This is a genomic window from Flavobacterium aeripolare (assembly GCF_013294025.1).
Lineage (GTDB): Bacteria > Bacteroidota > Bacteroidia > Flavobacteriales > Flavobacteriaceae > Flavobacterium.
Window position 1 is genome coordinate 14918 of sequence record NZ_JABSNL010000006.1, and the last position, 26662, is coordinate 41579.

The 26662-nt window shown below is 34.3% G+C and carries 26 protein-coding genes; 12 read left to right on the forward strand and 14 right to left on the reverse strand.

Annotated elements, in window-relative coordinates; genetic code table 11:
- Entirely contained in the window at window positions 1–501 is a 501-nt protein-coding gene (locus HNQ00_RS08300; protein WP_173837866.1) for a GNAT family N-acetyltransferase, read from the forward strand.
- Between the two features lie 51 nt (window positions 502–552).
- Here the strand turns inward: HNQ00_RS08300 and HNQ00_RS08305 are convergent, their stop codons facing one another.
- The gene (locus tag HNQ00_RS08305) at window positions 553–1485 is read right to left on the reverse strand and encodes an NAD-dependent epimerase/dehydratase family protein (RefSeq protein WP_173837867.1); all 933 of its coding nucleotides are present in this window, start codon (window positions 1483–1485) and stop codon (window positions 553–555) included.
- A gap of 196 nt (window positions 1486–1681) precedes the next feature.
- On the opposite strand from HNQ00_RS08305, the gene HNQ00_RS08310 reads away from it, so the two are divergent.
- A complete protein-coding gene (locus HNQ00_RS08310) occupies window positions 1682–2407 on the forward strand; it encodes a hypothetical protein (RefSeq protein WP_173837868.1) in 726 nt (241 codons plus the stop codon).
- 277 nt (window positions 2408–2684) lie between these two features.
- Here the strand turns inward: HNQ00_RS08310 and HNQ00_RS08315 are convergent, their stop codons facing one another.
- The 4 genes from HNQ00_RS08315 to HNQ00_RS08330 all read right to left on the reverse strand — a co-directional run bounded on the left by HNQ00_RS08315 (window position 2685) and on the right by HNQ00_RS08330 (window position 5530).
- Window positions 2685–3263 (reverse strand): PhnA domain-containing protein, encoded by a 579-nt coding sequence (locus HNQ00_RS08315; protein ID WP_173837869.1) that lies wholly within the window; start codon window positions 3261–3263, stop codon window positions 2685–2687.
- Window positions 3264–3373: 110 nt separating this feature from the next.
- Entirely contained in the window at window positions 3374–3829 is a 456-nt protein-coding gene (gene coaD / locus HNQ00_RS08320; RefSeq protein ID WP_173837870.1) for a pantetheine-phosphate adenylyltransferase, read from the reverse strand.
- Window positions 3830–3852: 23 nt separating this feature from the next.
- A complete protein-coding gene (locus HNQ00_RS08325; RefSeq protein WP_173837871.1) occupies window positions 3853–4545 on the reverse strand; it encodes a DUF421 domain-containing protein in 693 nt (230 codons plus the stop codon).
- A gap of 13 nt (window positions 4546–4558) precedes the next feature.
- On the reverse strand, window positions 4559–5530 hold the full coding sequence (locus tag HNQ00_RS08330) for a D-alanine--D-alanine ligase (protein WP_173837872.1): 972 nt from the start codon (window positions 5528–5530) through the stop codon (window positions 4559–4561).
- A gap of 242 nt (window positions 5531–5772) precedes the next feature.
- Between HNQ00_RS08330 and HNQ00_RS08335 the strand changes: the two genes are divergently transcribed.
- The 3 genes from HNQ00_RS08335 to HNQ00_RS08345 all read left to right on the forward strand — a co-directional run bounded on the left by HNQ00_RS08335 (window position 5773) and on the right by HNQ00_RS08345 (window position 8620).
- On the forward strand, window positions 5773–6390 hold the full coding sequence (locus HNQ00_RS08335) for a PASTA domain-containing protein (RefSeq protein WP_173837873.1): 618 nt from the start codon (window positions 5773–5775) through the stop codon (window positions 6388–6390).
- Window positions 6380–7420 carry an RluA family pseudouridine synthase gene (locus HNQ00_RS08340; RefSeq protein WP_173837874.1) on the forward strand — a complete coding sequence of 347 codons (1041 nt, stop codon included), beginning with the start codon at window positions 6380–6382 and terminating at the stop codon, window positions 7418–7420. The genes HNQ00_RS08335 and HNQ00_RS08340 overlap by 11 nt, the downstream gene beginning before the upstream one ends.
- Before the next feature lie 558 nt (window positions 7421–7978).
- A complete protein-coding gene (locus tag HNQ00_RS08345; protein WP_173837875.1) occupies window positions 7979–8620 on the forward strand; it encodes a protein-L-isoaspartate(D-aspartate) O-methyltransferase in 642 nt (213 codons plus the stop codon).
- 91 nt (window positions 8621–8711) lie between these two features.
- Here the strand turns inward: HNQ00_RS08345 and HNQ00_RS08350 are convergent, their stop codons facing one another.
- Window positions 8712–9767, reverse strand: coding sequence for a Fic family protein (locus tag HNQ00_RS08350; protein WP_173837876.1), 1056 nt, complete (start codon window positions 9765–9767; stop codon window positions 8712–8714).
- 74 nt (window positions 9768–9841) lie between these two features.
- Window positions 9842–10297, reverse strand: a complete 456-nt coding sequence (gene smpB / locus HNQ00_RS08355; RefSeq protein WP_173837877.1) for an SsrA-binding protein SmpB — start codon at window positions 10295–10297, stop codon at window positions 9842–9844.
- A 70-nt stretch (window positions 10298–10367) separates the two neighbouring features.
- On the opposite strand from smpB, the gene HNQ00_RS08360 reads away from it, so the two are divergent.
- Window positions 10368–10598 carry a VF530 family protein gene (locus HNQ00_RS08360; RefSeq protein ID WP_173837878.1) on the forward strand — a complete coding sequence of 77 codons (231 nt, stop codon included), beginning with the start codon at window positions 10368–10370 and terminating at the stop codon, window positions 10596–10598.
- On the opposite strand, the gene HNQ00_RS08365 is transcribed toward HNQ00_RS08360, so the two are convergent.
- The 3 genes from HNQ00_RS08365 to HNQ00_RS08375 all read right to left on the reverse strand — a co-directional run bounded on the left by HNQ00_RS08365 (window position 10595) and on the right by HNQ00_RS08375 (window position 12679).
- Window positions 10595–11146, reverse strand: coding sequence for a DUF3575 domain-containing protein (locus HNQ00_RS08365; RefSeq protein ID WP_173837879.1), 552 nt, complete (start codon window positions 11144–11146; stop codon window positions 10595–10597). The genes HNQ00_RS08360 and HNQ00_RS08365 overlap by 4 nt on opposite strands.
- A gap of 99 nt (window positions 11147–11245) precedes the next feature.
- Window positions 11246–11809: a GNAT family N-acetyltransferase gene (locus HNQ00_RS08370; RefSeq protein ID WP_173837880.1), complete on the reverse strand. Its 564-nt coding sequence runs from the start codon at window positions 11807–11809 to the stop codon at window positions 11246–11248.
- Window positions 11810–11824: 15 nt separating this feature from the next.
- Window positions 11825–12679: an aldose 1-epimerase family protein gene (locus tag HNQ00_RS08375; protein ID WP_173837881.1), complete on the reverse strand. Its 855-nt coding sequence runs from the start codon at window positions 12677–12679 to the stop codon at window positions 11825–11827.
- A gap of 176 nt (window positions 12680–12855) precedes the next feature.
- Between HNQ00_RS08375 and HNQ00_RS08380 the strand changes: the two genes are divergently transcribed.
- Window positions 12856–15123 carry a M1 family metallopeptidase gene (locus HNQ00_RS08380; RefSeq protein ID WP_173837882.1) on the forward strand — a complete coding sequence of 756 codons (2268 nt, stop codon included), beginning with the start codon at window positions 12856–12858 and terminating at the stop codon, window positions 15121–15123.
- Between the two features lie 78 nt (window positions 15124–15201).
- Here HNQ00_RS08380 and HNQ00_RS08385 read toward each other — a convergent pair whose 3' ends face one another.
- The 3 genes from HNQ00_RS08385 to HNQ00_RS08395 form a co-directional block, all read right to left on the reverse strand.
- Window positions 15202–16245 (reverse strand): agmatine deiminase family protein, encoded by a 1044-nt coding sequence (locus tag HNQ00_RS08385; RefSeq protein ID WP_173837883.1) that lies wholly within the window; start codon window positions 16243–16245, stop codon window positions 15202–15204.
- 230 nt (window positions 16246–16475) lie between these two features.
- Window positions 16476–17372 carry a carbon-nitrogen hydrolase gene (locus HNQ00_RS08390; protein WP_173837884.1) on the reverse strand — a complete coding sequence of 299 codons (897 nt, stop codon included), beginning with the start codon at window positions 17370–17372 and terminating at the stop codon, window positions 16476–16478.
- A 75-nt stretch (window positions 17373–17447) separates the two neighbouring features.
- Window positions 17448–18017: a pentapeptide repeat-containing protein gene (locus HNQ00_RS08395; RefSeq protein ID WP_173837885.1), complete on the reverse strand. Its 570-nt coding sequence runs from the start codon at window positions 18015–18017 to the stop codon at window positions 17448–17450.
- Window positions 18018–18606: 589 nt separating this feature from the next.
- Between HNQ00_RS08395 and HNQ00_RS08400 the strand changes: the two genes are divergently transcribed.
- Genes HNQ00_RS08400 through HNQ00_RS08420 form a run of 5 tightly spaced genes read left to right on the forward strand, consistent with a single transcriptional unit; the run spans window position 18607 to window position 25180 of the window.
- Window positions 18607–19824 carry a hybrid sensor histidine kinase/response regulator gene (locus HNQ00_RS08400; RefSeq protein ID WP_173837886.1) on the forward strand — a complete coding sequence of 406 codons (1218 nt, stop codon included), beginning with the start codon at window positions 18607–18609 and terminating at the stop codon, window positions 19822–19824.
- Window positions 19825–19845: 21 nt separating this feature from the next.
- A complete protein-coding gene (locus HNQ00_RS08405) occupies window positions 19846–23418 on the forward strand; it encodes a response regulator (protein ID WP_173837887.1) in 3573 nt (1190 codons plus the stop codon).
- A 5-nt stretch (window positions 23419–23423) separates the two neighbouring features.
- Window positions 23424–23801: a response regulator gene (locus HNQ00_RS08410; protein ID WP_173837888.1), complete on the forward strand. Its 378-nt coding sequence runs from the start codon at window positions 23424–23426 to the stop codon at window positions 23799–23801.
- A gap of 9 nt (window positions 23802–23810) precedes the next feature.
- On the forward strand, window positions 23811–24620 hold the full coding sequence (locus HNQ00_RS08415; protein WP_173837889.1) for a CheR family methyltransferase: 810 nt from the start codon (window positions 23811–23813) through the stop codon (window positions 24618–24620).
- Window positions 24602–25180, forward strand: coding sequence for a chemotaxis protein CheB (locus tag HNQ00_RS08420; protein WP_173837890.1), 579 nt, complete (start codon window positions 24602–24604; stop codon window positions 25178–25180). The genes HNQ00_RS08415 and HNQ00_RS08420 overlap by 19 nt, the downstream gene beginning before the upstream one ends.
- Window positions 25181–25507: 327 nt before the next feature.
- On the opposite strand, the gene HNQ00_RS08425 is transcribed toward HNQ00_RS08420, so the two are convergent.
- The gene (locus HNQ00_RS08425) at window positions 25508–26521 is read right to left on the reverse strand and encodes a helix-turn-helix domain-containing protein (protein WP_173837891.1); all 1014 of its coding nucleotides are present in this window, start codon (window positions 26519–26521) and stop codon (window positions 25508–25510) included.
- Window positions 26522–26662 lie beyond the last annotated feature (141 nt).

Here is a 26662-nt window from a genome sequence, read left to right on the forward strand (position 1 = left end):
ATGATCACAATACGAGAAGCATTAGATAATGAACTCCATTTAGTACAAGAAATTGCCCATAAAACATGGCCACATACCTATGCTGAAATACTTGTTGAGGAGCAATTAAATTTCATGTTAGATTCCTTTTATTCAATTGAAACCTTATTAGAAAGCAAGCAGCTTAAAGGACATATATTCATTCTTTTATTCGAAAATGAAAAATGTGTTGGTTTTACTTCATTTGAACATGAATTCAAAAAGAGTAATAATACCCATATTCATAAAATATACTTGCTTCCTGAAACACAAGGAAAAGGACTGGGTAAAATGTTGTTACAATCCGTTCAGCAAGCAGCTGAGGCTATAGATGCAAGTACTTTATCACTTAATGTAAACCGGTTTAATAGTGCTTTAAATTTCTATAATAAATTAGGATTTGAAACCATTGAAGAAGTGGATATAGCAATAGGTAATGGATATCTAATGCAAGATTATGTAATGGAGAAGAAACTGTTGTAATAGTGCATACTATTAACAAAAAAGGCTGACTGTAAATCACTCAGCCTTTTTTTATTTAATTCCAAAATCCTTAATGATATTTGCAATTCCTTCTTTGTAGCTTGTCACTTTAAAGTTGGGAAATTTAGTTTTAAACTTGCTAGAGTCAAATATATTATCAACTTCGTATCTAGGCAATAGCTCAGCAGTTTCCTTTAAATTTTTATCAACTAAGGCTCCTGCTTTTAGCACGAAACTGCTAAGTACTTTGTAGTCTAATTTGCGACCAAGATTTGAAGCTATTTCTTCAAAAAATTGTTTGTAAGTTAACCTATTATCATCACAAGGTAAATGCCAAGTTTGTCCATAAGCCTCTTCTGTATTTCCTAGTAATGCCATTGCTTTGCTCGCGTCAGGGGTGTAAATTAGTGTGCGAAGTTTGTCATCTCTTAAAAAAACTTTTGGTTCTTTTCCATCTCTCAAGCTTTCAAAAACCATCATATTAGTCAAACCTTTAGTTTTTCCTGGTCCATAGAACTCTGGTGCCCGACAAATCACAGCTTCAATTTCGTTATTGTCAATTGCTTTTTGCAGTAATTCTGCAGCAAGTCGTTTTCCTATTCCTTTCTTTCCCTTAGAGTCCATGGGTGTGGATTCAACTTGGATGCCCACGTTTTGTGGATAGGCATATGTATTGTCAAAGTATACTAATTTACAGTCGTTCATCTTGCATCCTTCAATCACATTCTGCATAACTATTTTCCAGTCTGTTAACCAAATTTCTGAATCGTAAGCTAATCCAACTGTTAAATAAGCGATTGTGGTGTTTTCTAAGGCTTCAATAACATTTTGACCATTCATTAAATCAGCAGAAAAAAGAAGGTCTTCTGGGTGTACTTTCTTAGGGTTACGACCTACTAATTTTATGTCTTGTGTATAATCATTGCGTAATGCTCTAGCTAATTCTTCTCCTATAATTCCGTTTGCGCCTAGTATCGTTTGCATGTTGTATTACTTTTATAGTTCCATAATTGGTATGCTAAGTTACAAAGCAAATAGGGGAATCTATTGTATTATTATGCTTTTTAGTTTTGGTTTTAACACCTGTATTTTTTCAAGAGCTGCCATAATATCTTGGCTGTTTTTGAAAATATAGTGCTTTAAAAATGTAAATTTACACACTGTACTAAAAAATTATACTATGAAAAAAATAAATCAAATTGCACTAGCATTTCTCGCTGTAGTTACAATTGCAACTTCAGGATGTGCTCAAAAAAACCACGATGATAAAGCGGTTGCTACAATTGTGAGCCAAATGGAAACTGCCATGGGTGGAAAAAAAGCCTATGATGCTATTGAAACTTTAGAATGGAATTTTGTAGGTAGAAAATTGTATTGGAATAAATGGACTGCTGATGTGCGTGTTGAAAATCCGAAAGACAAGCAAGTAGTGCTCGTTAATGTCAATACAATGAAAGGACAAGCATTTGAAAATGGCGTTTTAGTAACAGATGCAACTAAAACGGCAACCTTACTACAAAAAGCAAAGGAATGGTGGATCAACGATTCTTATTGGTTAGTAATGCCTTGGAAATTGCAGGACAAAGGTGTAAGTTTAAGTTTTGTGAAAGAAGATAAACTAGCCGATGGAAAAACAGCTTCGGTACTACAAATGACTTTTGATGGAGTAGGAGTGACTCCTGATAATAAGTATTGGGTTTACGTAGAAAACGACAGTCATTTAATCAAGCAATGGGCTTATTATAACAATTTCAACGATAAGGAGCCTGCTTTTTTAAAGCCATGGACTGACTACAAAGAGGTTGCTGGAGTTCTTTTTTCTTATGATCGAATGAACGAAAAAGTAGGGCCTACAAATGTAGTGGCTAACAAGGAGTATTCTAAAGACTTTTTCACAAAGTTATAGTCAAAATTTATAGAGTAAAAAAAGCCTTCAAGAGATGATTTCATCTTTTGAAGGCTTTTTACTTTGAGTTAACTTACCACTTTAAGAAGGAGTAAATTAATTATTAGATACAAATATAATATTAGGCTATTCACTCTTTATCGTACCTAACCCTTTAGGAACTTGGCTTTATTGCTCGTTTAACTAAATGGGCATTCGATAAGTAACTATGTAATTGTAAAAATAAAAAAGACTCCACTTTATAAGAGGAGTCCTTTAATGCATTACTTTAAGATGCTTATAATTTTTTAACGTATTGTGTTATAATAACAATCGTTTGTCCGTCTACTTTTCCTTCAATGTATTCAGCATTTTCATGATCTAATCTAATATTTCTAACTGCGGTCCCTTGCTTAGCGACCATGCTAGAACCTTTTACTTTTAAATCTTTGATTAAAACGACGCTATCACCCACTTCAAGAATGACACCATTACTATCTCTATGGATTACTTTATTTTCGTCTTCTTCACCTTCATTTGTTGCTTGTGCCCATACTAATGTATCTTCGTCAAAATACATTTGGTCGATTAACTCTTGTGGCCATCCCGCTGAACGCAAACGACTCAACATACGCCATGATACTACTTGCACTGCAGTATGTTCACTCCACATGCTATCGTTCAAACATCTCCAGTGATTTAAATCTTCGTTTCCCGGGTTTTCAATTTGGTCTAAACAAGTGGAACAAGTCATTACAGCTTCATCAATACCGCCTTTTTGAGTAGGAGGTACTTGATATACTTTAAGATTTTCAGTGTTACCACATAGTTCACATTTAGAACCACTACGTTTATTTAATTCTCTTTCTATACTCATAGTATGATTGTTTGTTTTTTGCGAAAATAATATTTATTAGCTCACAATACTAATTTATGTAAATGACATCTTACGAGATACTTTTGTACCACAACAAAGTCAAGCGTTTTTTATTTCAATCTGACAGCTTTGGGAACTAATTTTTGGTATTCTCCGCCGTTTCGTAATACATCTCTAACGATGCTAGAACTTATATAAGAGGTTTTGGCTGCAGTTAATAGAAAGACGGTCTCAATTTTTGATAGGTACCTATTTGTGTGAGCAATTGCTTTTTCAAATTCAAAATCAGCTGGGTTACGCAGTCCACGCAATATAAAATTAGCTTCAAGTTTCTTACATAGATCAATGGTCAAACCTTCATAAGAAATCACCGTTACTGAAGGTTCGTTTTTAAACGTTTCCTCTATAAAGCGTTTTCTCTCCTCTAGAGAGAACATGTATTTCTTTTCGGCATTGACACCTATCGCAATCACGATTTCGTCAAAAAGCGGAATCGCTCTCTTGATAATATCTTCATGACCTAGCGTGATAGGGTCAAAAGATCCTGGGAATATTGCTCTTCTCATAGTATTGTAGCTTTTTTTATTTTTTAAGTAATCCTCGTAGTATTTATAGACGGTACCCATTCTTCTCTTTGACACTGTTCACAAACAGCAGTACCTATGCTTTTATGTTCGGTAAAACCGCAAAAGGTGCAAGAGTAATGCGCGTTTGTAGGGATGTGTTTTTGCTTTTTATCAAATAAGTGCGGTAAGATGGGCAAACCAAATACCACCTCTTCATCTTTATAAAAAAAAGTGCTTATCTCACCGCTCGTCTCGATATAGGCATTTTTTATTTGTCCCAAATGCTCTATTGATTTTAGCCGCAGTTCAGAGAAAAACTCGTCTTGAGCTAAACTTTCTTTTTTAAAATTTTTTATCGAAAAACGTCCTTCGTTAATGAAGCATTCTGTTTTACCTTCGATAAAGGTTTCAAATTTTTTATTTTTTGCTGCTATCCAAGTAATCAAGCGATAAAGCAGAATAATTACTGCAAATACCGTAATTGCTGGTAGAATTCCCACATTATCATATAGCATGGGATCTCCAGCGGCAGAACCAAGCGCGATGATGATCACAGTCTCAAATACTGATAATTGTTTAACGCCACGTTTTCCAGCAATTTTTAGTGTGAGTAAAAGCACAACAAACATTACAACAGAACGAAAGACCACCTCTACCAAAAATATTTCTGGCAGATCATTCCATAGTACGCGACTCCAATCAAAGATATCTTTCATGACGTTATCACTATTATTTCAAAGCTAATTGAATGGCATTGTCAAACAAGTTGGTCAAAGTGATTCCGGCCGCCTCGGCTTGTTGCGGAATTAAACTTTCAGGCGTTAGTCCCGGGATAGTATTCATCTCTAGCATGAAAGGTTCGTCATTTACAATTATAAATTCCGATCTTGAAAATCCTTTCATTTTCAGTAATTCGTAGGCTCTTTTTGCGATGTCACCCACTTTCTTTGTCATTTCTGGCGAAATTCTAGCAGGAGTAATCTCTTGTGATTTACCTTGATATTTAGCTTCATAATCAAAGAAATCATTTTCAGAAACTATTTCGGTGATTGGTAAAACAACTATTTCTCCTTTATAATTAATTACGCCTACAGTGACCTCAGTACCGTCAAGAAAACTTTCTATAATAATCTCGTTATCTTCTTTATAGGCTATTTCAATGGCGATAGGTAATTCTGCTTCGGTTTTTACCTTTGAGATTCCAAAACTAGAACCCGCTTTATTAGGTTTTACAAAACAAGGCAAGCCTACTTTTGTAACAATTTCTTCAGTATGAATGACATCGCCTTTGTTCAAGTAGTAAGAAGTAGCACTTTTAATTCCGTATGGCTTTAAAACAGATAAAAAATCTCTTTTGTTGAATGTTAATGCAGCCTGGTAATAATCGCAAGACGTTTGCGGAATTTCTAATAACTCAAAATATGCTTGCATTAATCCATCTTCTCCTGGAGTACCGTGAATGGCGTTAAAAACGCAATCGAAAACAATTTTAGTGCCAGCAACTGTAATTGAGAAATCGTTTCTATCAATAGGGAATTCGTTATTGTTTTCATCAACGTAAACCCATTTTTCTTTAAAAATATGAATGCAGTAGCTATTGTACTTTGTTTTATCTAGAAATTTAAAAACCATGTTTCCAGATATTAATGATATTTTGTACTCACTAGAATAGCCGCCCATTATTATGGCAATATTTTTCATTTTGTATGTTTTAAATCCTTTAAAAACCGCTTTGTTAATGGTGATTAAAGTGTGGTGTTATGTAATAGTACCGTTTTTTTTAGCCCCGATAGTAGCGGCATCCCACACTTTTTTGTGTGGATACAGCGGATAGCGGGATTAGCTCCTAATTAAGGACAAAGGAAACTAAATACCATTAAACAAAATTATCATTTTTTTTGGAACGAAATAGGTTTATCTTTGCCACAAATAAAAATATATTTATGAGTTTACGTAACTATCTTATTAGCCGTGTATTTCTTTTACAAGTGTTTCTTGCTGCATTGATTATTGCTGTACTAGGTTATTTGTTTATGCATTGGTTGACTTTTACTACAAATCATGGTAACGAAATCGTTGTTCCTAATTTGAGTAAACTGACAGAGGAGCAAGTTGAGGAAAAATTAGACGGTTTAGATTTGTCTTATATATTATTAGACAGTTTAGATTATAGAAGTGACTACCCTAAATACAGTGTGGTGCAACAAGATCCACTGCCAGGAGCTAAAGTTAAAGAAGGTAGAAAGGTATATATCAAGATCAATTCATCTGGATTTTCATCTGTAAAGATTCCGGATTTAATCGAAAAAACATACCGTGAAGCTGTTCCTACCTTAAAAGCTTTGGGCTTAGAAGAAGGGACAATCACTTATATTCCTAACCTAGGAAGAGACATGGTACTTGATATGCGTTATAAAGGAAGAAGTATCAGACCAGGAGATAGAGTCTTGAAATCGTCTAAAATTGATTTGGTTTTAGGAGATGGAAAAGCGAGTTACGAAGAAGACATAAGAACGGATTCTGTACCAGAATCAATTGATGAAATGCCAAATGAACAATAATATAGAGTCAGAAGACTTAGAACAAGAATTGTACGAACATTTTAAATTTGAAGTTACTAAAGGGACAACACCTTTAAGAATTGATAAATATTTGATGGGGTTGATACAAAATGCTACACGTAATAAATTACAGATTGCAGCTACAGAAGGAAATATTCTTGTAAATGATTTACCTGTAAAATCAAACTATAAAGTAAAAGCGCTAGATGTGGTTCGAGTGATGTTAACGCATCCACCATATGAGAACCATATTATACCAGAAGACATTCCATTAAACATTGTCTATGAAGATGATGCTTTATTATTAATTAATAAAGAGCCAGGGATGGTGGTGCATCCAGGTCACGGAAATTATACAGGAACTCTTGTTCACGCATTGGCACATCACTTTGAGAATTTACCAATGAACAGCAGTGAGCGTCCAGGATTAGTTCACCGTATTGATAAAGACACATCAGGGTTGTTAGTAATTGCTAAGACAGAAGCGGCAATGACGCATCTAGCGAAACAATTTGAAGCTAAAACTTCAGAGCGAGAATACATCGCCTTAGTATGGGGAAATGTGGCAGACGATAGCGGAACAATTGAAGGAAACCTAGCACGTCACTTAAAAGACCGCATGCAAATGGCTGTTTTTGCTGATCCAGAAATTGGAAAGCCAGCAATTACACATTACAAGGTTTTAGAACGTTTTGGGTATGTTACTCTTATCTCATGCCAGCTAGAAACGGGTAGAACGCACCAAATTAGAGCGCACTTGAAACACATAGGTCATCCTTTATTTAATGACGAGCGTTACGGTGGTCATTTAATATTAAAAGGGACTACCTTTACAAAATACAAGCAGTTTATAGACAATTGTTTTAAAATATTACCAAGACAAGCTTTGCATGCTAAAACATTAGGTTTTGTTCATCCTACAACAAAGGAATTAAAACGTTTTGATACAGAGCTACCTCAAGATTTACAAGATTGTATCGACAAGTGGAGAGGCTATTCAAAGTCACATTTAAATGATGATGAAGCTTAATCGCTACTAGACAGTATTACAGCTAATTTATTGTCAATTACTCTAGGGTAATTATAATAATGTAAAAACCCCTATTTTCTGGTAAATAGGGGTTTTTTTTGGTCGGTTTTTAGTAGCTCTTGGTTAGGCTATTTGTGGTACTTACAAATTTACTGCTGTAAATTACAGTACTTTATTTATGTGATTATAGCTTTTTTTGTAATCCTATAGTATCTTACTCAAGTTCTCTCTTGAGAACCATTTATAAGTTTGAATTACTTTTTTATCGCATGTAAAGAGACAATATATAAGTGGATTGTACAATACCCACTTTTAGTGATATTTTAATAATTAACACCTATCTTTTAACTAGTAAGAAAGGCAGCTATTTTTTCAATTTATTTTTATAGATGTTGGATGTAAGTTTGCATAAAGTGCTTGTAAAAAAATAATTCTAATAATTATAGATTCACTATCAATAGGTTATTGCTGCTATATTTTTTTTTGAATTTGCTAGCCCAGTTTATGTTGCAAATGATAATTCTTTAATTAATTTTACAGAAATATAAAATACCACCATTGAAAGATACTGCAAAACATCAAGGGCTTCGAAACCAATTAGTAAGCGTTTTACAAGAAAAAGGAATTACAGACAAAAATGTTCTAGAGGCGATTAAAAAGATCCCTAGACATTTGTTTTTGAATTCTAGTTTTGAGGATTATGCCTATCAAGATAAGGCGTTCCCTATAGGTGCTGGGCAAACTATTTCGCAGCCTTACACTGTTGCTTTTCAGTCGCAGTTATTAGAAATAAAAAAAGACCATAAAGTATTAGAGATTGGGACAGGATCAGGATATCAAACGGCGGTTTTATATTTGCTTGGCGCCAAAGTGTATAGTGTAGAGAGACAAAATGAGTTGTTTAAAACAACAGCAGCATTATTACCTAAATTAGGCATAAGACCTAAGCATTTAACATTTGGCGATGGGTACAAGGGATTGCCTAATTTTGGTCCTTTTGACAGTATTATTGTAACTGCAGGTGCTCCTTTTATACCGCAGCCGTTAATGGCTCAGCTTAAAATAGGGGGGAGATTAGTCATCCCACTGGGGGAAGAGGTGCAAGTGATGACCTTACTTATTAGAAAAAACGAAACACAATTTGAAAAGCACGAACTAGGTGAATTTAGATTTGTGCCCTTGCTCGAAGATAAAAATTAGAGTATAACTAAGCCTCATCATACTATCGATGAGGTTTTTTATTTTATAGAATGTGATGATATTGCATTCGATAAAAAAGCCACGAGTAGTTTTAGTTTACCGCTTGAAGAAAAGAAATACAATAACGTAGGCTATCCTCTTGCTGCTGTATTATAAAGTGGGTAAAGTTGGCGTTCTTCTCCTCTTGCATGCTTGCTATTAATGAATTCATGTAGGTATTTTTACTATCAGCATCACTCTTAATAATAATAGGGGTCATTGTATTCTTTACTAAAATAACGTTCATTAAGAGTCTTGCAATTTTTGCGGTTCCTTGTTTGAATGGTTGCAGTGTTACAAATTTAATTTTGAATGTTGCCACTAGTATAAGTGGATGCAAATGATCTACATTATCGTTTAGCCATAGTAATAGATCATCAAGATCGGTAGCGATATTCTTTGCAGTAGAAGGGGAGAAGAGGTTGTTTTTAACAGTGATTTCAGTTGTTCTAAAGCTACCCGCTTCTTTAGGAGTTATTCCGCGATATAATAGTTGGTGTAGTTCTAAAATAGCTGCAACAGTTAAATTAGTGTTGGTATCGATGATTTTTTGCGTGTACTGCATCGCCTCCTGATGATTGATGACATCAAGGTGTTCGTGCATGCTTTTTCCAGCAATGCTTTGCCCTTCATTTAAAATGAGTTCAGTTTCAATTTTCGAAAGTGAATTCCCGTCTAAGCGGTTACTTTCGTAAAGATAGGTTAGTGCTAAATCTTCCTGTAGTTTTGAGTTACTAAAAGCATGCAATGCATTAGCGGTCTTTTTTAAATGCTCAATTAGCTGTATTTCTTTTTCGAATAAAAAGAGTGAGGACTTCTTTTTAAGTGCTATTTTCGAAAGTATAATTTGCTGTGCTTCTTTTAGTGCTTCAATTGCATAGTCTTCATTAGCGATTTCATTTATGATTTTTTCTTTAAGCCAAGAAATGAGCAAGGGCGCCAGTTCAATATCTAGAGTAATGGCTAATTTTAGTAGTTGGTTCTTTGTGGGTCTACGTTCTCCACTTTCAAATTTGCTAATTAAGGCTTGATCTATGGCTACCATTTTAGAGAGTTCTCTTGTTTTTAAGCCTTTATTCTCTCTAGCAGTGCGCAGCATATTCTTCATAAGTATGAAAATTTTTGACTAAAATTGTCATCAAGGATATCAAAAAAAAGGGTTAATCGCTCAACCCTATTTAATTAATTGTATATTTTTTTTATTCGATCTAAATCTCTTTTGGTATCTTGTTCTTTTAATGATTCTCTTTTGTCATAGGTCTTCTTACCGCGGCAAAGTCCTATTTCTAATTTGGCCATCCCTTTTTCGTTAGTAAAAAGTTTCAAAGGAACAATCGTAAGTCCTTTAGCTTGCACGCTACGCTCTAAGCTTTTAAGTTCTCTTTTATTTAAGAGTAGCTTTCTTTCACTTCTCGCCTGATGATTGAATTGATTACCAAAAGTGTATTCTTCAATATAGGTATTGATCGCAAATAATTCGTTGTTACTAAACTCACAAAAACTTTCTGTGATGTTTGCTTTACCCAATCGTATTGATTTAATCTCAGTTCCCGCTAAGACAATTCCAGCAGTGAATTTTTCGATTATTTCATAATCAAATCGGGCTCTTTTATTGAGTATGTTGACAGTTTTTAGCATAGGATGACAAATGTAGCAACAAATGTACGAATCAGCAATTTTTTTTATAAAATTGGCATAAATTTGCAATATGGAAAAACAACAATCACAAGATCCGCTACACGGGGTTACGCTCAAAACTATTGTAGAACAATTAGAAGCTTACTTTGGGTTTGATACTTTAGGAGAATTAATTAAGATTAAATGCTTTAACGAGAATCCTAGTGTAAAATCAAGTTTGACTTTTCTACGAAAAACAGATTGGGCTAGAAAGCAAGTAGAAGCACTGTACGTTGCTAATTATAAAAAGTTTACTGCTTAGTTTAGTTTATATGAGATCATGACACCTCCTCTATAAGGAAACCATTCACCACTTTTATTGTAATTTTTAGCTTTGTCATAACGTGTTCCATCACTTAAGAGATAGCCCTTGTAGAACCCTTGATGCCAGCCACCACCAAAAAAGCAGTCTAAGTAGAATTTATCATTTAGCTTGGCTTTGTAACCTAAAGTTGCTCCTGCAAAGTAGCCTTTTCCAACTTCGTAGTTGTCTGTGTTTATATAGTTCCATTTCTGGAAGTTGTATTTACTAACACCTACATGACCACCTATATATAGACCATTATCGGTTTCCTTAAAGTGGTAACGGTACTCAGAGGTTAAGGTATAAAATTCACGAGGCTTTCCGTTTACAGATTTCCAAAACGATCCTAATGCATCAAAGTTTAACGTTGATTTATCGCCTATTTTTGTCTCAATCGCGACATTGGGAATCGTTAATAAGGTCGTTAAAGCATTTACTTTAACGTAGGTTTGACTGTGTGAAGTGACAGCTAGAAGAAGTATAGTAAGAATAATTAATTTTTTCATTGTGTGTGTTTTGACCAATGCTAATGTGAAAAACCATCGGTGCTACTGTTTGTTATAAGTAAACACGAATGTACTTATTTTAGTATCCATAACGGTAAATTAATTTTGATAATTGTCATTATTGAGAAGCGAATAAATAACTGTATCCGTATATTTTCCTTCATAAAACTGATTCTCAATAAAGTGTGCTTCTTTTTTAAATCCGCTCTTTTGCAGCACTTTTTCAGAGCCAATATTGTTAGGATCGATCACGGCTTCAATAGAGTGTAACTTCATTTCTTTAAAGCCATATTCCACTACTTTTTTCATCGCTTCAACTACAATACCTTGACGCTGGAATTTAGGACTCAAGATATAGCCTACTTCTGCTCGATGATTGATAGCTTGAATGCGGTAATGGCCTATTAGACCAATTAGCGTATCTGTTCCTTTTAATGTAATTGCCCAGTTGATTCCTTCGTTGTTATTTATGGTCGCGTCTATAGTATCAATATGGGCAGCTGCATCGGCTATTGTTATAGCAAGTGGTCTCGGTATATACTGCATCACTTCTTTATCAGATCGCAGCGCAAATACCTCGTTGACATCGTTTTGTACAACTCTTCTCAATAACAACCGCTCGGTTTCTAGATTGGGAAACGGTTCAAAATTTATAGTAAGCATAAATTGTCTTTTTAATTATAAAATTTCGATACTATATGTTGTTTCAAATCTTGTTCCTGAGGCAATAACTACAACAGCTTCCTTCTCAACTAATTTTCCAGAACTTTCCATCGTGTCAGAATAGCCATACCAAGGTTCGATACATAAAAAAGGAGCATTTTGCATGGTCCAAATTCCCAAGTTTGGAAATTTTTTATAGTGTACGGCTAGTAATGGCGTAGTTTCTTCGATTATTGTAATCGAATTTGATTGTAATGTTTTAAAAATTAGTGCGTCTCTTTCAAATAATGTGTACTGTAATGCTACTTTTCTATCTATTGCAACTAGATCCTCTGTAACAGTAGTGAGTAAATTATTCTCTAGTAAATGATAGCTCAATTTTTCTTCTTTTTCGAATTCTAATCCGTAGCGATCAAAAGCTAATGGAAGCGAGAAAGCAGGATGTGCACCTATAGAGAAAGGCAGTATATGGTCCCCATTATTAACTACCAAATAGTCAACTTTCAAAGAGGTACTTTCAAGCGAGTATTTAACTTGCAATTCAAAAGCAAATGGATACACTTCTAAAGTTGTTTCATTCGAATGTAAAGAAAATGTAGCACTGTCTTCTTTTTTATCTATTAGATCAAATGTTAAATCTCTGGCAAAACCATGTCGTGATAGCACATATTTAGCGTCGTCATAGGTGTAGCTATTGTCTTTCAAGGTTCCCACAATTGGAAAAAGAATAGGGGAGTGCTTTGCCCAAAACTTAGGATCTGCCTGCCACATGTATTCTCTTGAAGTAGCTCTTTTTACAAGAGAACAAAGTTCGGCTCCAGCATGTTTGATTTCTGCTGTGAGGATAGCGTTTGAAATGGTTGTTGTCATCAGAATTTAAAATTATAGCGTTCGATACTGTAAATATATTTTTAAATTTTCACAATACATCTGTGTGGTCGATTTTATGCTGAACTAAATAATGTTTTCTTAAAATTTCATCCTTATTCTGAAATTTATTTACCAATCTGTTTTTTTTTGCTAATTTGGTTGTAAAATTCAAACACATGAAAAATATCAGGTTCAAAGCTGTACTTCACATGGCTTTATTAGTAGGTGTTTCTTCTGTTTATGCTCAAAATGAGCCCGTAAAAACAAAAGAAGCTCCAGTCTCAAATTACAATTATCATGACGCATTTGCCCCGTTTTTTTACACTAAAAACGGTACAACTACACGATCTGCAAGTGGGCAGCCAGGAGCAGAGTATTGGCAAAACCGTGCAGATTATGTGCTTACAGCTAAACTAAATGCTGAGAAAAACGAAATAACTGGTACAGATATCGTTACCTATACTAACAACAGTCCTGATAAAATGAATTTTGTTTGGATGAATGTGGACCAAAATTTATTTAAAAAAGATTCTAGAGGTAATGCTGTAGTGCCACTAACGGGTAGTCGTAACGGTGCTCAAGGAGAAGAATTTGATGGTGGTCATAAAATCACATCTGTCAAAGTGCTAAACAGCGTAAAGGGAAAAGTTACTGAGGTCGAAGCTAAATTTTTAATCACCGACACGAGAATGCAAGTTTTTCTACCTGAGGAGTTAAAAGCTAAAGGGGGAACTGTTAAAATAAAAATTGACTTCTCGTACATTTCGCCAAAAGAAGGTTCTGATCGTACCGGAGTTTTAGATACTAAAAACGGAAAAATCTTCACCATCGCACAATGGTATCCGCGCATGTGTGTTTATGATGACGTAAGAGGATGGAACACTAATCCATATTTAGGAGCATCAGAATTCTATTTAGAATACGGAGATTTTGACTTAAACATCACGGTTCCTGCAAATCACATTGTAGTGTCTTCTGGTGAGTTAGTGAATCCTACTGCTGTTTATAGCACTGTAGAACAAAGTAGATTAGCAAAGGCAAAAGCTAGCGACAAAACGGTCATGATTCGTACGCAAGAGGAGGTTGATGCATTAGCAAAAACAAATCCTACAGCAACTAAAACATGGCACTATAAATTAAAAAATGCTAGAGATTTGTCTTGGGCATCTTCAGCTGCTTTTATTTTAGATGGAGCAAAAATTAACTTACCAAGTGGTAAAAAATCTTTGGCATTATCAGCTTACCCAGTTGAAAGTGCTGGTGATGCTGCTTATGGTCGCTCAACAGAATATGTAAAAGGATCTATCGAACATTACTCTAAAAAATGGATGGAATATACGTATCCTGTTGCTACAAATGTGGCTGGCAACGAAGGAGGAATGGAATATCCCGGAATCGTTTTTTGTAGCTGGGAGTCTAAGGGAGAAGATTTATGGGGAGTTACTGATCACGAGTTTGGTCACAACTGGTTCCCAATGATTGTAGGATCAAACGAACGCTTGTTTGGTTGGATGGACGAAGGTTTCAATACTTTCATCAATTCACTAAGTACAGAGGCTTTTAACAATGGTGAGTACAAATCGCCAGCTGCTGATTTACATAGAATCGCAGATCGATATACAAATGATAAATTAGAAACAATCATGAGTTCTCCTGATAATATGCTAGAAGGAAACATTGGTTTGTTATTGTATGCTAAACCTAGCTCCGGACTGGTTATATTAAGAGAACAAATATTAGGGCCAGAAAGATTTGATTTGGCTTTTCGCACATACGTTGACAGATGGGCCTTTAAACACCCAACACCAGATGATTTCTTTAGAACTATGGAAAACGTTGCTGGAGAAGACTTAAGTTGGTTCTGGAGAGGATGGTTTCAATACAACTGGAAGTTTGATCAAGGAATCACTGGAGTAAAATATGTAAAAAATGACCCTAGTAAAGGGGTAGTAATCACTGTCGAAAATTTCGAAAAAATGCCTATGCCAGTCTTAATTGATGTGAAATTTAAAAGTGGTAAAGTGGATCACATTAACTTGCCAGTAGAGGTATGGCAGAGAAACACTTCATGGTCGTTTAAACATGAATCTACAGAAGAGATTGAAAGCATTACTCTAGATCCACAACACGTTTTACCGGACAATAATCCTACTAATGATGTATGGTCAGCTGCTACAGGCGAAGTGGAAAAAGATGTAATACTTGATGGTTATTTAGGAACTTTTTCGAATACAAAAGCGCCCATAAAAATCACTTTTTCAGAAAAGAACAGCGCACTTAATGTAGCAATTACTGATTATCCTGAATTCACGGTTGAGCCTATTGGTAAAGATTTATTCGAATCAAAAAGAGCAGGTCTACAATTCCAATTTAATGATAATAAAGATGGCTTTGATATGATTATTAGTGCAGATCAAAAAATCCCTTTTACAAGAGATAAATAAGTGAATAGCATACTTGATAAACTAAAAACACCAGCATATAGCTGGTGTTTTTTTATATATCAAATATAAGAATATTTATTATTCTGCAGGTATTTGTTGGCTAAGGCAATGTAAAGTACCTAATCCCCAAATCAAATCTATGGCGCTTATTCCAATAATCTCTCTATCAGGAAAGCACTCAGCTAAGATGTTTAATGCCTTGCGATCGTTAGGATCATTAAAAGTAGGAACCAAGACACATTTATTCAAAATTAAGAAATTAGCATAGCTCGCAGGTAATGTAAGATCATCAAAGTCAATTTGCTTAGGCATTGGCAATGCCACAATAACTGGCGCTTTTCCATTTTCTAATTTGGCTTCCTGTAAGCGCTTCAAATTATCTTGTAAAGGCTTGAAGTTTGGACTTTCAGGATTAGTTTCAACAATGGTTACAATGGTATCTTCGTTAACAAAACGACTAAGATCATCGACATGTCCATGTGTGTCGTCCCCTTGAACGCCATTACCCAACCAGATAACATTTGTTACTCCTAAATATTCCTTAAATACCGCTTCGTAATCAGCCTTTGTAAAGCCAGGATTACGTACTTGAATATTTGGGTCCATTAAACACTCTTCGGTTGTAAGTAAGGTCCCTTTTCCATTTACATCTATTGCACCACCTTCAACAATAACCGCTTTGCCTTTGTAAGTCACTTGAGTCACAGGCAGGTTTAGATGTGTAGCAATTGTAGCAGGAATTTGTCTATCTAATTGATAATTTTTATATTTAGCCCAACCATTAAAGTTGAAGTTTAATGCTTCTCTTTTACCATTATTCCTAACAATCATTGGACCTGAATCGCGCATCCAACTTCTATTTGTTTTCTGAATGACAAAGGAAATGGAATCCATATTAACTTTGGCCATTTCTAGCATCTCAGTAACTTTTGATTTTAGTTTCTCATCGGCAACGACTAAGAAAACGGTTTCATAAGTCGCAACTTTTTTTATAAATTCAACAAAAGCCCATTGAATAGCATCGTATTTTCCAGGCCAATCTTTTCCGTTATGCGGAAAGCAAAGTAATATACCTTCTTGATTTTCCCATTCTGCAGGAAACCTTCTGTTATTTTCAGTCATAATAAATTTCGATTACAAAGTACAAAGGTAAACATTCGAGAACAATTTCTATTTTATTTGCTAGAAGGAAATTTAGAAATAGGCTTCTAGTTATTTGTAATTACAAGCCAAGTCTATTTGTTATCCTCAATAATAAATAAAATTGTTCGCTATAATAAATAGGTAAAAAAAATGGACTGAGGCAATTTGCTTCAGTCCATTATTTCAATTTGCTATGATAGTTGTCTAAATTACATTTTAGGGTCTATCGCTCTTTTTGTAATATCTCCAAAAGCATCGATTCTTCTATCTCTAAAAAACGGCCAGTTTTGACGAATGTTTTCTTGGAAGTCCAGATCTACTTCGGCAATTAAGATTTCTTCTTTATCGTGTGAGGCTTGCGCCAAAATTTCTCCTTGTGGTCCTGCAATAAACGAGGCACCCCAAAATTCAATTCCGTCTGTATCCGGTAAGTATTTCTCGAGACCTATTCTATTTGCTGCAGCAACATAAACACCATTTGCTACGGCATGACCTTTCATAACATTCATCCAGGCACCGTATTGATTTGTCCCGTACTGCTCTTTTTCTCCTGGATGCCATCCAATGGCAGTAGGGTAGAACAATACTTCGGCTCCTTGCAACGCAGTTAAACGTGCTGCTTCTGGATACCATTGATCCCAGCAAATTAAGGTTCCAATTTTTCCTTTCTTTGTAGGTATCGTTTTAAAACCTAAATCACCTGGCGTAAAATAGAATTTTTCATAAAAATAAGGATCATCTGGAATGTGCATTTTTCTATATAAACCGGCTTCAGATCCATCAGTGTCAATTATATAAGCACTATTATGGTAGATTCCGGCCATTCTTTTTTCGAAAAAAGGAACAATGATCACCACGCCTAATTCTTTTGCAAGAGCGCTAAAAGCAATAAAAGAAGTACTGTATAATGGCTCAGCTATTTCAAAATTATCAACGTCTTCACTTTGACAAAAATAGTGGCTGCTATACAATTCTGGCAATGTAATTACCTCTGCTCCTTGACTTGCAGCGTCTCTAACCCAGCTAATACATTTTTTGAGGTTGTTTTCGGCAACGTCATTTAAGTTTAACTGAATAACTGCAATTTTATATTTTTTGTTTGACATAGTAATGATTTTAGAATGCAAATTTAGTAAATTTTATAAACAGTAAAAAATGAAGAAATTTCATTTATGAAAATATTATACAACGACAATATCATGCTTGGCGAGCAAACCATGAACTGCTGATAGTGAAAAGTTTGCTTTTTTAATTGCTGTCTTTTTAGGGTCTATGATATAATTAAAACTGCTGTAGAAGTTAGTTCTAATTGCTTTTGCTCCAGCAAATTCTGAACGGTATAAATCGCAATTTACAAACCAAGCATCTGTTAAGTCACAATCCATAAAGTCGGCGGCAACGATACTACAGTCTTTAAAAGTGGTGCTTTTCATTTTTAAAGCATAGAATTTTGAAAAATCAAGGGTGCACTTTTCGAAATTAATTTCAAATATTAATTTATCGCACATAGCAAAATTCACAGCGACAATAGTACAATCGATAAATTTTGCATTCCTGAAAGCCACATGATTGATCATCGCATTAGAAAAATCACAGTTAGTAAATGTGCAATCTATAAATGTAACAGCAATAAAATTACACATAGAGAAATTGCAATTGTCAAACGTGCAAAATTCAAATTCTTGATGGTTTAAATCATCACGATCGTAGCTTTTATTGTGGTAGTTTTTATCTAATAGGTATGCAGTCATCGTGGGTGTTTTATTATAGATAAATTTTCACTTATTTTGAGTGCAAATTTATAAAAAAAATAGTGGTTTATATGTCTTAAATTGGGATGCTTTTCTATATCCTATTTTGACCTAAAAATAGTGCGGATGGTAGTATTTTTTGAGTCCCTTTGTGCTCCTTTTTCATGGATTTTACTGTTTATTGTTGGAAATCTAAAAATGAAAAATAGGCGCTCATTTCACTATGGGCAGTACATTTTTGAATTATTTTATTTCGATTTATACAATTTCGTTATAAAGTTATAAGATTATAATGTCAGAAAAATAACTTTCAGGATAATGATCATTCTACAAGAAATTCATACAATGTTACAACTTTTTATAAGTTCTTTTTTTTATTTTTGAAGCAATAAAATGACGCTAGTTGCAAACAAAATAATGAAAGAAATTTATCTCAGTTTGAATTTAAGTTCTTGAGTTCTTTTTCGGCCTTTATTAGCGCATTAAATTGCAGCTTAAAAACCATCATTTTATTTTATAATTTATTAAATATTGCCACCACTTAATGCACCGTTTTTACTGCTGTTAAAAACAATTGAAATAAAAAATTATGATACTAATCGTCGATGATATAAAAGCCAATATAATTGCTTTAAAAAAAATATTGGAGCTTCACAATCTTGAAGTAGATACTGCCGAATCTGGTGAGGAAGCTTTGAAGAAAATCCTGAAGTATAATTATAGTCTGATTATTATGGATGTTCAAATGCCTGGAATGGATGGATTTGAAGTTGCTGAGATGTTAGCGGGAAACAATCGCACAAAGGATATTCCTGTGATTTTTCTATCAGCAGTAAACAAACAAAAAAAGTTTATTTCTAAAGGGTATGAAACGGGTGGAGTAGACTACATCACAAAACCTGTTGACTCTGATTTACTTATCCTTAAAGTAAAGACTTTTCTAAAAATCTACCAGCAACAAAAGGAATTATTAGATATCAAAGAATTACTATCTAAGGAAGTAGAGATTAGAAAAGAAGCTCAAGAAAATTTAGAGGTTAAAATCAAAGAGAGAACAAAGGAGCTTGTTACAAAAAATGAAGAGCTTGAATTGCGAAATCACGAACTGCAACAATTCTCATGGGTGGTATCACACGATTTAAAAGAACCACTTCGTAAAATACAGATTTTTATCAATATTATTAAAGATCGGTATTTGGTTAACGACGAGAAAGGAATTGACTACGTAACACGCACGGTTAAAGCCGCTGATCGAATGCAAAACCTTATTTCTGACTTATTGGAGTACTCAAGATTATCTGCTAAGGTGAGTCCGGAGCAGGTAGATTTAAACGAGTTAATTGACGAAGTGTTAATTGATTTTGATTATTTGACAGAAAGTAAAAAAGCAATCATAAATTATAATAAATTGCCAGCAATTAATGGGATCCCTACACAGCTTAGGCAGGTGTTTCAAAATTTGATAGGTAACTCTTTGAAATTTACTAACGATGAGGTAACTCCTGTGATTGATATAACATCAGAAATTGTTGAAAGTAGGGACTTTGATAGTGCTGTTGATGAACAAGGCTCTTATTGCAGAATCATAGTTAAGGACAACGGAATAGGTTTTGACGATCAATACTTGAATAAAATTTTTATGATTTTTCAAAGTCTTAGTGATCGAAAAGTGTATGAAGGAACCGGAATTGGGTTAGCAATTGCTAAAAAGATTATCGAAAAACACAATGGATTGATTACTGCAAAGAGTCAAGTGGGCGCTGGAGCAAGCTTTATAATGATTTTACCATTGCAATTTACAGAATAAATAATAACAGGTTATAGGTCTATGAAAAACAATTTTAGGAGAAATGTATATATCAGCTCATCGATTTCGATGGTGATATTAATGGTTAGTTCACTTGCTTCTTTTATAAGTATTAAAAGTTTGTTAAACAGTAATTCATGGGTAAACCATACCCAAGAAATTATCTACAACCTTAATGAAGGTGCTAATAATATAGTCGAAGCGCAAACAAGTATGAGAGGATTTCTCGTTACTGGTAGAGAGGATTACTTAAGTCATTTTGATCAATCCTTAGAAACTTCAAATGCTGCTTTCGAAAAAATAGAGGAGTTAACCTTAGACAACCCTGTTCAACAAAATAATTTGAAGGAGCTGAAACCCCTTCGAATAAAATTCTTCAATTTTTTACGTTACCGGATCAACGACCGCAGGATGGGTGTTAATGTGCAGGCTTATGATCTTGATACGGGGAAATCATTAATGGAACAGATCAAAGTAGTCGTAAAACGTATAGAGAAAAGCGAACAAGAATTACTGAAGATGAGAACAGCTAACTCGGAGCGTTATGGAAATTATAGCTCAGTTTTAATAGTTGTAGCATTTTTAATAGCGTTTATCATTACTGTTTTAATGGTTGTTAGAATATTAAAAGATTATCAAGAACGTTCTCAGTTACAAGAAGAGCTTTTAAAACGCGATGCCGAGACTGCTGAGAGAATCAAAGCTATAAGCAGTATAGCCACCCAGCTTTCTGATGGAGATTATACTATTTCGGTTACAGATAATCAAAGCGATGCTTTAGGTAGTGTGGGTGTTTCCTTGAATAATATGGGGAAATCATTGCAAACATCTTTTGAGTTGCTTTCTCATAAAGAGTGGTTACAAACAGGTATTGCTCAGCTTAATAACATCATGTTAGGTGAGAAAAAGTTAAGCATTCTTACTAAAGATATTATCGAATTTGTGGCAGTTTACAGCAATAGTAGTGCTGGACTAATGTACATAACAGAAGGTGATGAACTAGTAAAAGCAGCAGGTTACAGTTATATTCCTGATAAGAGTCAAGAACGTTTAAAGATAGGTCAAGGTATTACAGGTCAAGCGGCTATTTCTAAAAAAGTCATATCGCTTAACCAACTTTCAGATGATGACATTGCTGTTTCTTACGGACTGGGATCTGTGAAACCTTCGCAAATAATTGCAGTGCCTTTACTGGATAATAAAGTAGAAGGTGTTATTGAATTAGCGAGTGTAAAGGGATTTACACCTATACAAATGGAGTTTTTAACTGCTGTAGCAAGTAATATTGGTATCGCTGTTAAAGCAACGCAAAATAGAAAACGTGTTATTGAATTACTAGAGGAGACACAATCACAATCTGAAGAGTTGCGTTTACAACACAGCGAAATGGAAGCTATAAATGCGGAACTAGAAACACAAACTGAAAAATTACAAGCCTCTGAAGAGGAACTTAGAGTACAGCAAGAAGAGTTGCAGCAAACAAACGAAGAGCTTGCTGAACGCAGTGTTTTACTGGAAGAAAAAAATTCTGAAATTCAAAAAAAATCAGAAGATCTTGAGTTAACGACGCGTTATAAATCAGAGTTCTTGGCAAATATGTCGCACGAACTTCGTACGCCCTTAAATTCTATTTTATTACTAAGTCGATTGCTTTCAGAGAATAATGATAGCAACATGAACGTAGAACAAATCGAATTTGCTAAGGTGATACAAAGCTCAGGAAATGGTTTGCTAGGTCTTATTGACGAAATCTTAGATTTATCTAAAATTGAAGCTGGTAAGATGGAATTAGAGTTGGATCAAGTGCCCACACAAGATATCACTGACGGATTAAAAGGCTTATTTACAGAGGTCGCTAGAGATAAAAAAATTGCGTTTTCAATTATCGCTACAGATGCACCTGTTGTAATCAAAACAGATAGAATGCGATTAGAGCAGATATTGAAAAACTTAATTTCTAATGCTATAAAATTCACATCAAAAGGAAGTGTAACATTAGAAGTGAAGATTGATATTCATGACCGTAAAATGATTTTGTTCACGGTAAAAGATACCGGTATAGGAATCGCTTTAGAGAAGCAACCACTTGTATTTGAGGCGTTCCAGCAAGCAGATGGCTCTACTAAAAGAAAATATGGTGGAACCGGTCTTGGACTATCTATAAGTAGAGAACTAGCTAAACTACTTCAGGGTGAAATTAAACTTAAAAGTACATTAGGGCAGGGGAGTGAATTTACTCTTGCGATTCCTATTGTAGGTAGAGAGGGTGAGCCTGCTCAAGAGGAAGAAGTAGTCGTTACACCACTGGAAAAAATCACTACAATTGTAAAGGAACAGGAAACAAATAAATATTTGAGTCTTACAATTCCTGAGGATGTACCAGACGATAGAGATAATATCAACGAAAATGATAAGGTAATATTAATCGTAGAGGATGATGTTAATTTTGCAAAATCACTTCTTAGTTTTAGTAGACAAAGAGGATATAAAGGAGTTGTTTCTGTGCGAGGAGATTATGCCTTAAATTATGCCTTATTGTACAATCCAGTGGGAATATTACTTGACATTCAGTTGCCTATAAAAAATGGTTGGCAAGTAATGGAAGAGCTTAAAGCAAACTGGAGAACAAAGCATATTCCGGTGCACATTATGTCTTCTCATCAATTAAAACAAGAAAGTCTTTTAAAAGGTGCTGTTAATTTCTTAAACAAACCAGTTGCATTCGAAAAAATGCCAGAAGTTTTCAGGCATATTGAACAAATCATTAATAAAGAATCGCAAAAGGTGCTGATTATAGAGGATAATCCTAAACATGCAGAAGCACTTTCGTATTTCTTAGAATCATACAATATAAAGTCAGAAATTAAGAGTGAAGTTAGTCAAGGTGTTTCGGCTTTAAGCCAAAAAGAAATTGACTGTGTAATTCTTGACATGGGAATTCCTGATGCTAAGGCTTACGAAATTCTCGAGGAGGTCAAAAAGAATCACGGATTAGAGAACTTGCCCGTAATTGTTTTTACAGGGAAAAGTTTGTCAATGAAAGAGGAGTTAAAAATTAAAAAATATGCTGATTCAATTGTTGTAAAAACAGCACATTCTTATCAAAGAATGCTAGATGAGGTGTCGCTATTTTTACACTTGGTTGAAGAGAATAAGGAAGATGACGGCAGTAAGAAAGATGTCTATAAAAAGAAAAGTCTTTTAAACAATACGCTTAAAGATAAAACAGTTTTAGTCGTTGATGATGATGTGCGCAATATTTACTCTCTTACAAAGGCTTTAGAGGTTTTTGAGATGAATGTGATTACAGCTATTGACGGTAAGGAGGCATTGAAAATGCTAGATGAAAATCCGCATACAGATGTGGTTTTACTTGACATGATGATGCCTAACATGGATGGATATGAAACAGCTGGAATTATTAGACAAAATCCAAGATTGAAGAATCTACCCGTTATTGCAGTAACTGCAAAAGCGATGACTGGAGACCGTGAAAAATGCATTCAAGCAGGTGCTTCTGATTATATTACTAAACCGGTAGATATTGACCAGTTATTGTCTTTATTACGCGTGTGGCTTTACGATAATTTTTAAAAATAATGGAAGTAGAAAAGACTAAAAAACGAATCTTGATTATTGACGACGATGCACGAAACATTTTTGCATTGTCTGCCACCTTACGTTCACGAGCTTATGAGTGTCTATCATGCTTAAGTGCACAAGAGGCATTAGATATTTTAAGAACAGATACGCTTATTGACGCTGTGCTTATCGACATGATGATGCCAGATATTGACGGTTATGAGGCCATTCCATTGATAAAGAATATTCCATCAAGGGCAGAGACCTACATTGTCTCTGTAACCGCACAAGCGATGATGGGAGATAGAGAAAAATGTCTAGAAGCAGGTGCCGATGATTATATTTCTAAACCAGTAGATGTTGATAAATTATTAGCATCGCTAAGCAATATATAACAACGTTTTATGATTGAGGATTTACAACTAGAAACACTTATAAATGTAGTATATGAATACTATGGTTTCGACTTTGGAAGCTATTCGAGAGCATCTTTAAAGCGTAGGGTAGACCGCATCTATCAGCTTGATGGTTTTGAGCGATTTTCAGAATTTCTTTCGAAAATCAGATCAGAACCAGAATACTATAAAAGATTAGTAGAAGAAATCACGGTCAACGTTACCGAGATGTTTAGAGATCCTTCTTTTTATACCGTTTTAAAAAACGAAATTTTACCTAATCTAGCCTCTAAACCTTTTATTAGGATTTGGCATGCAGGTTGTTCTACGGGTGAAGAGGTTTTTTCAATGGCAATTTTGTTAAAAGAAGCCAACTTATTACACAAGGCAATACTATACGCCACAGACATCAATGCTAAAGTTTTAGAACGTGCTAAGAAAGGTGTTTTTGGACTGCAATTAATAAAGCAATACGCTGAAAATTATCGAAATTCTGGTGGAAAAAACGACTTTTCAAATTATTATATAGCAAATTATGGCGTGGCAAAATTCAATGATGAATTTTCTGAACGCATGGTTTTTTCACAGCATAATTTGGTTTCTGATGGTTCTTTTAACGAGTTTGACCTGATCTTATGCCGCAATGTTTTAATCTATTTTGATAAAGATTTACAAGAACGTGCAATAACTTTGTTTGACAGCAGTTTGTCTACTTTAGGCTACCTTGCCTTAGGAAGTAAAGAAACACTTAAATTTGCTTCAATTAGTGACAAGTACATTCAAGTTAATAAAGAAAAAGTATGGAGGAAGTTAAAGTAACAGGTAAATTTGATGTTGTAATCTTAGGAGGATCAGCGGGAAGTTTACAGGTGCTTATGAAAATGTTACCGCTATTAAATGCACCATTATCCTTTGCCTTTGTAATCATCCTGCATAGAAAAAATACCGAAGACAAAACTCTGGAACAGCTTATTGATCTTAAATCTACTACTAATGTAAAGGAAGTAGAAGATAAAGTATTGCTCACACCTGGCAGCATTTATATTGCTCCTTCCGATTACCATTTACTTTTCGAAAAAGAAAATTACCTATCTCTTGATGCATCCGAGAAAGTGAACTATAGTAGGCCCAGTATTGATGTTTCTTTTGAATCTGCTGCTGAGATTTATAAGTCTAAAGTTTTAGGCATTCTGCTCTCAGGAGCAAACACAGATGGGACAAAAGGAATGCAATCGATCAAGGAGTTAGGAGGAACAATTATTGTTCAAGATCCTGAAACTGCAGAGACGCCATTTATGCCGATAAACGCCATTAAATTTGCTAATCCTGACTACATTTTGACTGTTGAAGAGATTATTACCTTTCTAAACGAAATCTAGTATACAATTCCACTACAAATTACAATACAGATACACTTAAATACCACGCATAAAAAAACAGCTTCTATCAAGAAGCTGTTTTTTTATGTAACGATATGTAGTGCTTACAAGCTAACGAATTTTAGTTCTTTCAGGAATTATAGCAAAGACAATTCCTGAAATTAAGTATATGAGGTGCTAAACTAGCTATCTAATTTTAAACTTTCATGAGCAAAGAATAATCCCTTTGCTCATGAAAAAAATATATAGTACGCTTTAAAAGCTAACGAATTTTAAACTTTTCAGAGGTTTGATATACTGTAAATCTCAAACCTCTGAAATCATATATTAAGCTGTAATAGCTAACGAGTTTTGACTAAATTTGTATTCTTTAGGAGTACAATTGTACTTTTCTTTGAAAATTTTCGAAAAATAACTTCTGCTTGTAAAACCAATTGAATACACAATTTCAGAAATGTTTAAATCAGTATTTCTAATTAGTTTTTCTGCTTTTTCTATTCGCATCATAGTGATAAAATCGTTCACGGTATGGTTGTGAATTAATTTAAACCCTTCTTGTAATTTATTTGGCGATAAGCCTGTTTGCTGTGCTAACAATTTGATTGAATACTGCTCTGATGGATCTTTTTGAATCGCATCAGATAACGTTTTAATTTGTTCGATTTGTTTCAACGTCAAGCAATTAACTATCGCTTCAGTAGCAGTGTAGCTATTTATATGGTGCTCAATTTCCATGGCAACAATAATTTGTAACAACCCTTTTTTAAGTAAATTACGAACAATCCCTTTTTGGTTAATAGCGCGTAATTGCTGCACTTTTTGAGCAATTGTGATGTGTTGTATTCCTACATGTGCAAAATTTTCGGTTTTGTTTAGGAACGTTTTTTTAATTTTCGAATTCAGCGAATCTCCTTCTGCCGTTGCAGTGTTTCCTATACCTATAATTGATAGTTTTACAGCCACATCCTTTTTAAAATAAAAAATGTTTGTAGTGTCTTCAACAGTATTTATTACAGCATTTTGATTAGCAGTAATGGCATTTGTTTTTTCATTTTTACCAAAACGGTGCTCTAATGAACCAGATAAACAATACGCAAAGTAAGTAGGTGAGGCACCATCAGATTTGATATTTAATTTAACATCTTCTAGAAAGGTAATATCAAAGTCAAAATAATTTAGGTCTTCTTGAAATGAAGTCGCTTCAATCGTTCCTGAAACTAATTCCGTATCTAATTTTAGGTGGTATTCATCCATTTCCACTCCTAATACGCCATCAAAATTAGCTTTAAGATCCACAATGAAATCCTTAATATTTCCCGATTTGATAGTTATATTTTTCATTAGAAGCTGTTTTAAATTTGGATCTCTTTGATTATTTGTACACTGTACAAGTATTGTTTTTTGATATTTCAAAATTCGTCATAAAGCAGCTGCCATTCGTTATAGTATTTTTAACTAATGTTTCATTATTTTAATTTATCG

Bases quoted from the DNA above. Each gene is read 5' to 3' on its own strand.
- HNQ00_RS08365 (WP_173837879.1), bottom strand. From the start codon at position 11,146: ATGAAAAAATTAATTATTCTTACTATACTTCTTCTAGCTGTCACTTCA.
- HNQ00_RS08310 (WP_173837868.1), top strand. From the start codon at position 1,682: ATGAAAAAAATAAATCAAATTGCACTAGCATTTCTCGCTGTAGTTACA.
- HNQ00_RS08400 (WP_173837886.1), top strand. From the start codon at position 18,607: ATGATACTAATCGTCGATGATATAAAAGCCAATATAATTGCTTTAAAA.
- HNQ00_RS08325 (WP_173837871.1), bottom strand. From the start codon at position 4,545: ATGAAAGATATCTTTGATTGGAGTCGCGTACTATGGAATGATCTGCCA.
- HNQ00_RS08380 (WP_173837882.1), top strand. From the start codon at position 12,856: ATGAAAAATATCAGGTTCAAAGCTGTACTTCACATGGCTTTATTAGTA.
- HNQ00_RS08390 (WP_173837884.1), bottom strand. From the start codon at position 17,372: ATGTCAAACAAAAAATATAAAATTGCAGTTATTCAGTTAAACTTAAAT.
- HNQ00_RS08410 (WP_173837888.1), top strand. From the start codon at position 23,424: ATGGAAGTAGAAAAGACTAAAAAACGAATCTTGATTATTGACGACGAT.
- HNQ00_RS08395 (WP_173837885.1), bottom strand. From the start codon at position 18,017: ATGACTGCATACCTATTAGATAAAAACTACCACAATAAAAGCTACGAT.
- HNQ00_RS08375 (WP_173837881.1), bottom strand. From the start codon at position 12,679: ATGACAACAACCATTTCAAACGCTATCCTCACAGCAGAAATCAAACAT.
- HNQ00_RS08385 (WP_173837883.1), bottom strand. From the start codon at position 16,245: ATGACTGAAAATAACAGAAGGTTTCCTGCAGAATGGGAAAATCAAGAA.
- HNQ00_RS08360 (WP_173837878.1), top strand. From the start codon at position 10,368: ATGGAAAAACAACAATCACAAGATCCGCTACACGGGGTTACGCTCAAA.
- HNQ00_RS08425 (WP_173837891.1), bottom strand. From the start codon at position 26,521: ATGAAAAATATAACTATCAAATCGGGAAATATTAAGGATTTCATTGTG.
- HNQ00_RS08350 (WP_173837876.1), bottom strand. From the start codon at position 9,767: ATGAAGAATATGCTGCGCACTGCTAGAGAGAATAAAGGCTTAAAAACA.
- HNQ00_RS08370 (WP_173837880.1), bottom strand. From the start codon at position 11,809: ATGCTTACTATAAATTTTGAACCGTTTCCCAATCTAGAAACCGAGCGG.
- HNQ00_RS08405 (WP_173837887.1), top strand. From the start codon at position 19,846: ATGAAAAACAATTTTAGGAGAAATGTATATATCAGCTCATCGATTTCG.
- coaD (WP_173837870.1), bottom strand. From the start codon at position 3,829: ATGAGAAGAGCAATATTCCCAGGATCTTTTGACCCTATCACGCTAGGT.
- HNQ00_RS08315 (WP_173837869.1), bottom strand. From the start codon at position 3,263: ATGAGTATAGAAAGAGAATTAAATAAACGTAGTGGTTCTAAATGTGAA.
- HNQ00_RS08330 (WP_173837872.1), bottom strand. From the start codon at position 5,530: ATGAAAAATATTGCCATAATAATGGGCGGCTATTCTAGTGAGTACAAA.
- HNQ00_RS08340 (WP_173837874.1), top strand. From the start codon at position 6,380: ATGAACAATAATATAGAGTCAGAAGACTTAGAACAAGAATTGTACGAA.
- smpB (WP_173837877.1), bottom strand. From the start codon at position 10,297: ATGCTAAAAACTGTCAACATACTCAATAAAAGAGCCCGATTTGATTAT.
- HNQ00_RS08415 (WP_173837889.1), top strand. From the start codon at position 23,811: ATGATTGAGGATTTACAACTAGAAACACTTATAAATGTAGTATATGAA.
- HNQ00_RS08335 (WP_173837873.1), top strand. From the start codon at position 5,773: ATGAGTTTACGTAACTATCTTATTAGCCGTGTATTTCTTTTACAAGTG.
- HNQ00_RS08420 (WP_173837890.1), top strand. From the start codon at position 24,602: ATGGAGGAAGTTAAAGTAACAGGTAAATTTGATGTTGTAATCTTAGGA.
- HNQ00_RS08305 (WP_173837867.1), bottom strand. From the start codon at position 1,485: ATGCAAACGATACTAGGCGCAAACGGAATTATAGGAGAAGAATTAGCT.
- HNQ00_RS08300 (WP_173837866.1), top strand. From the start codon at position 1: ATGATCACAATACGAGAAGCATTAGATAATGAACTCCATTTAGTACAA.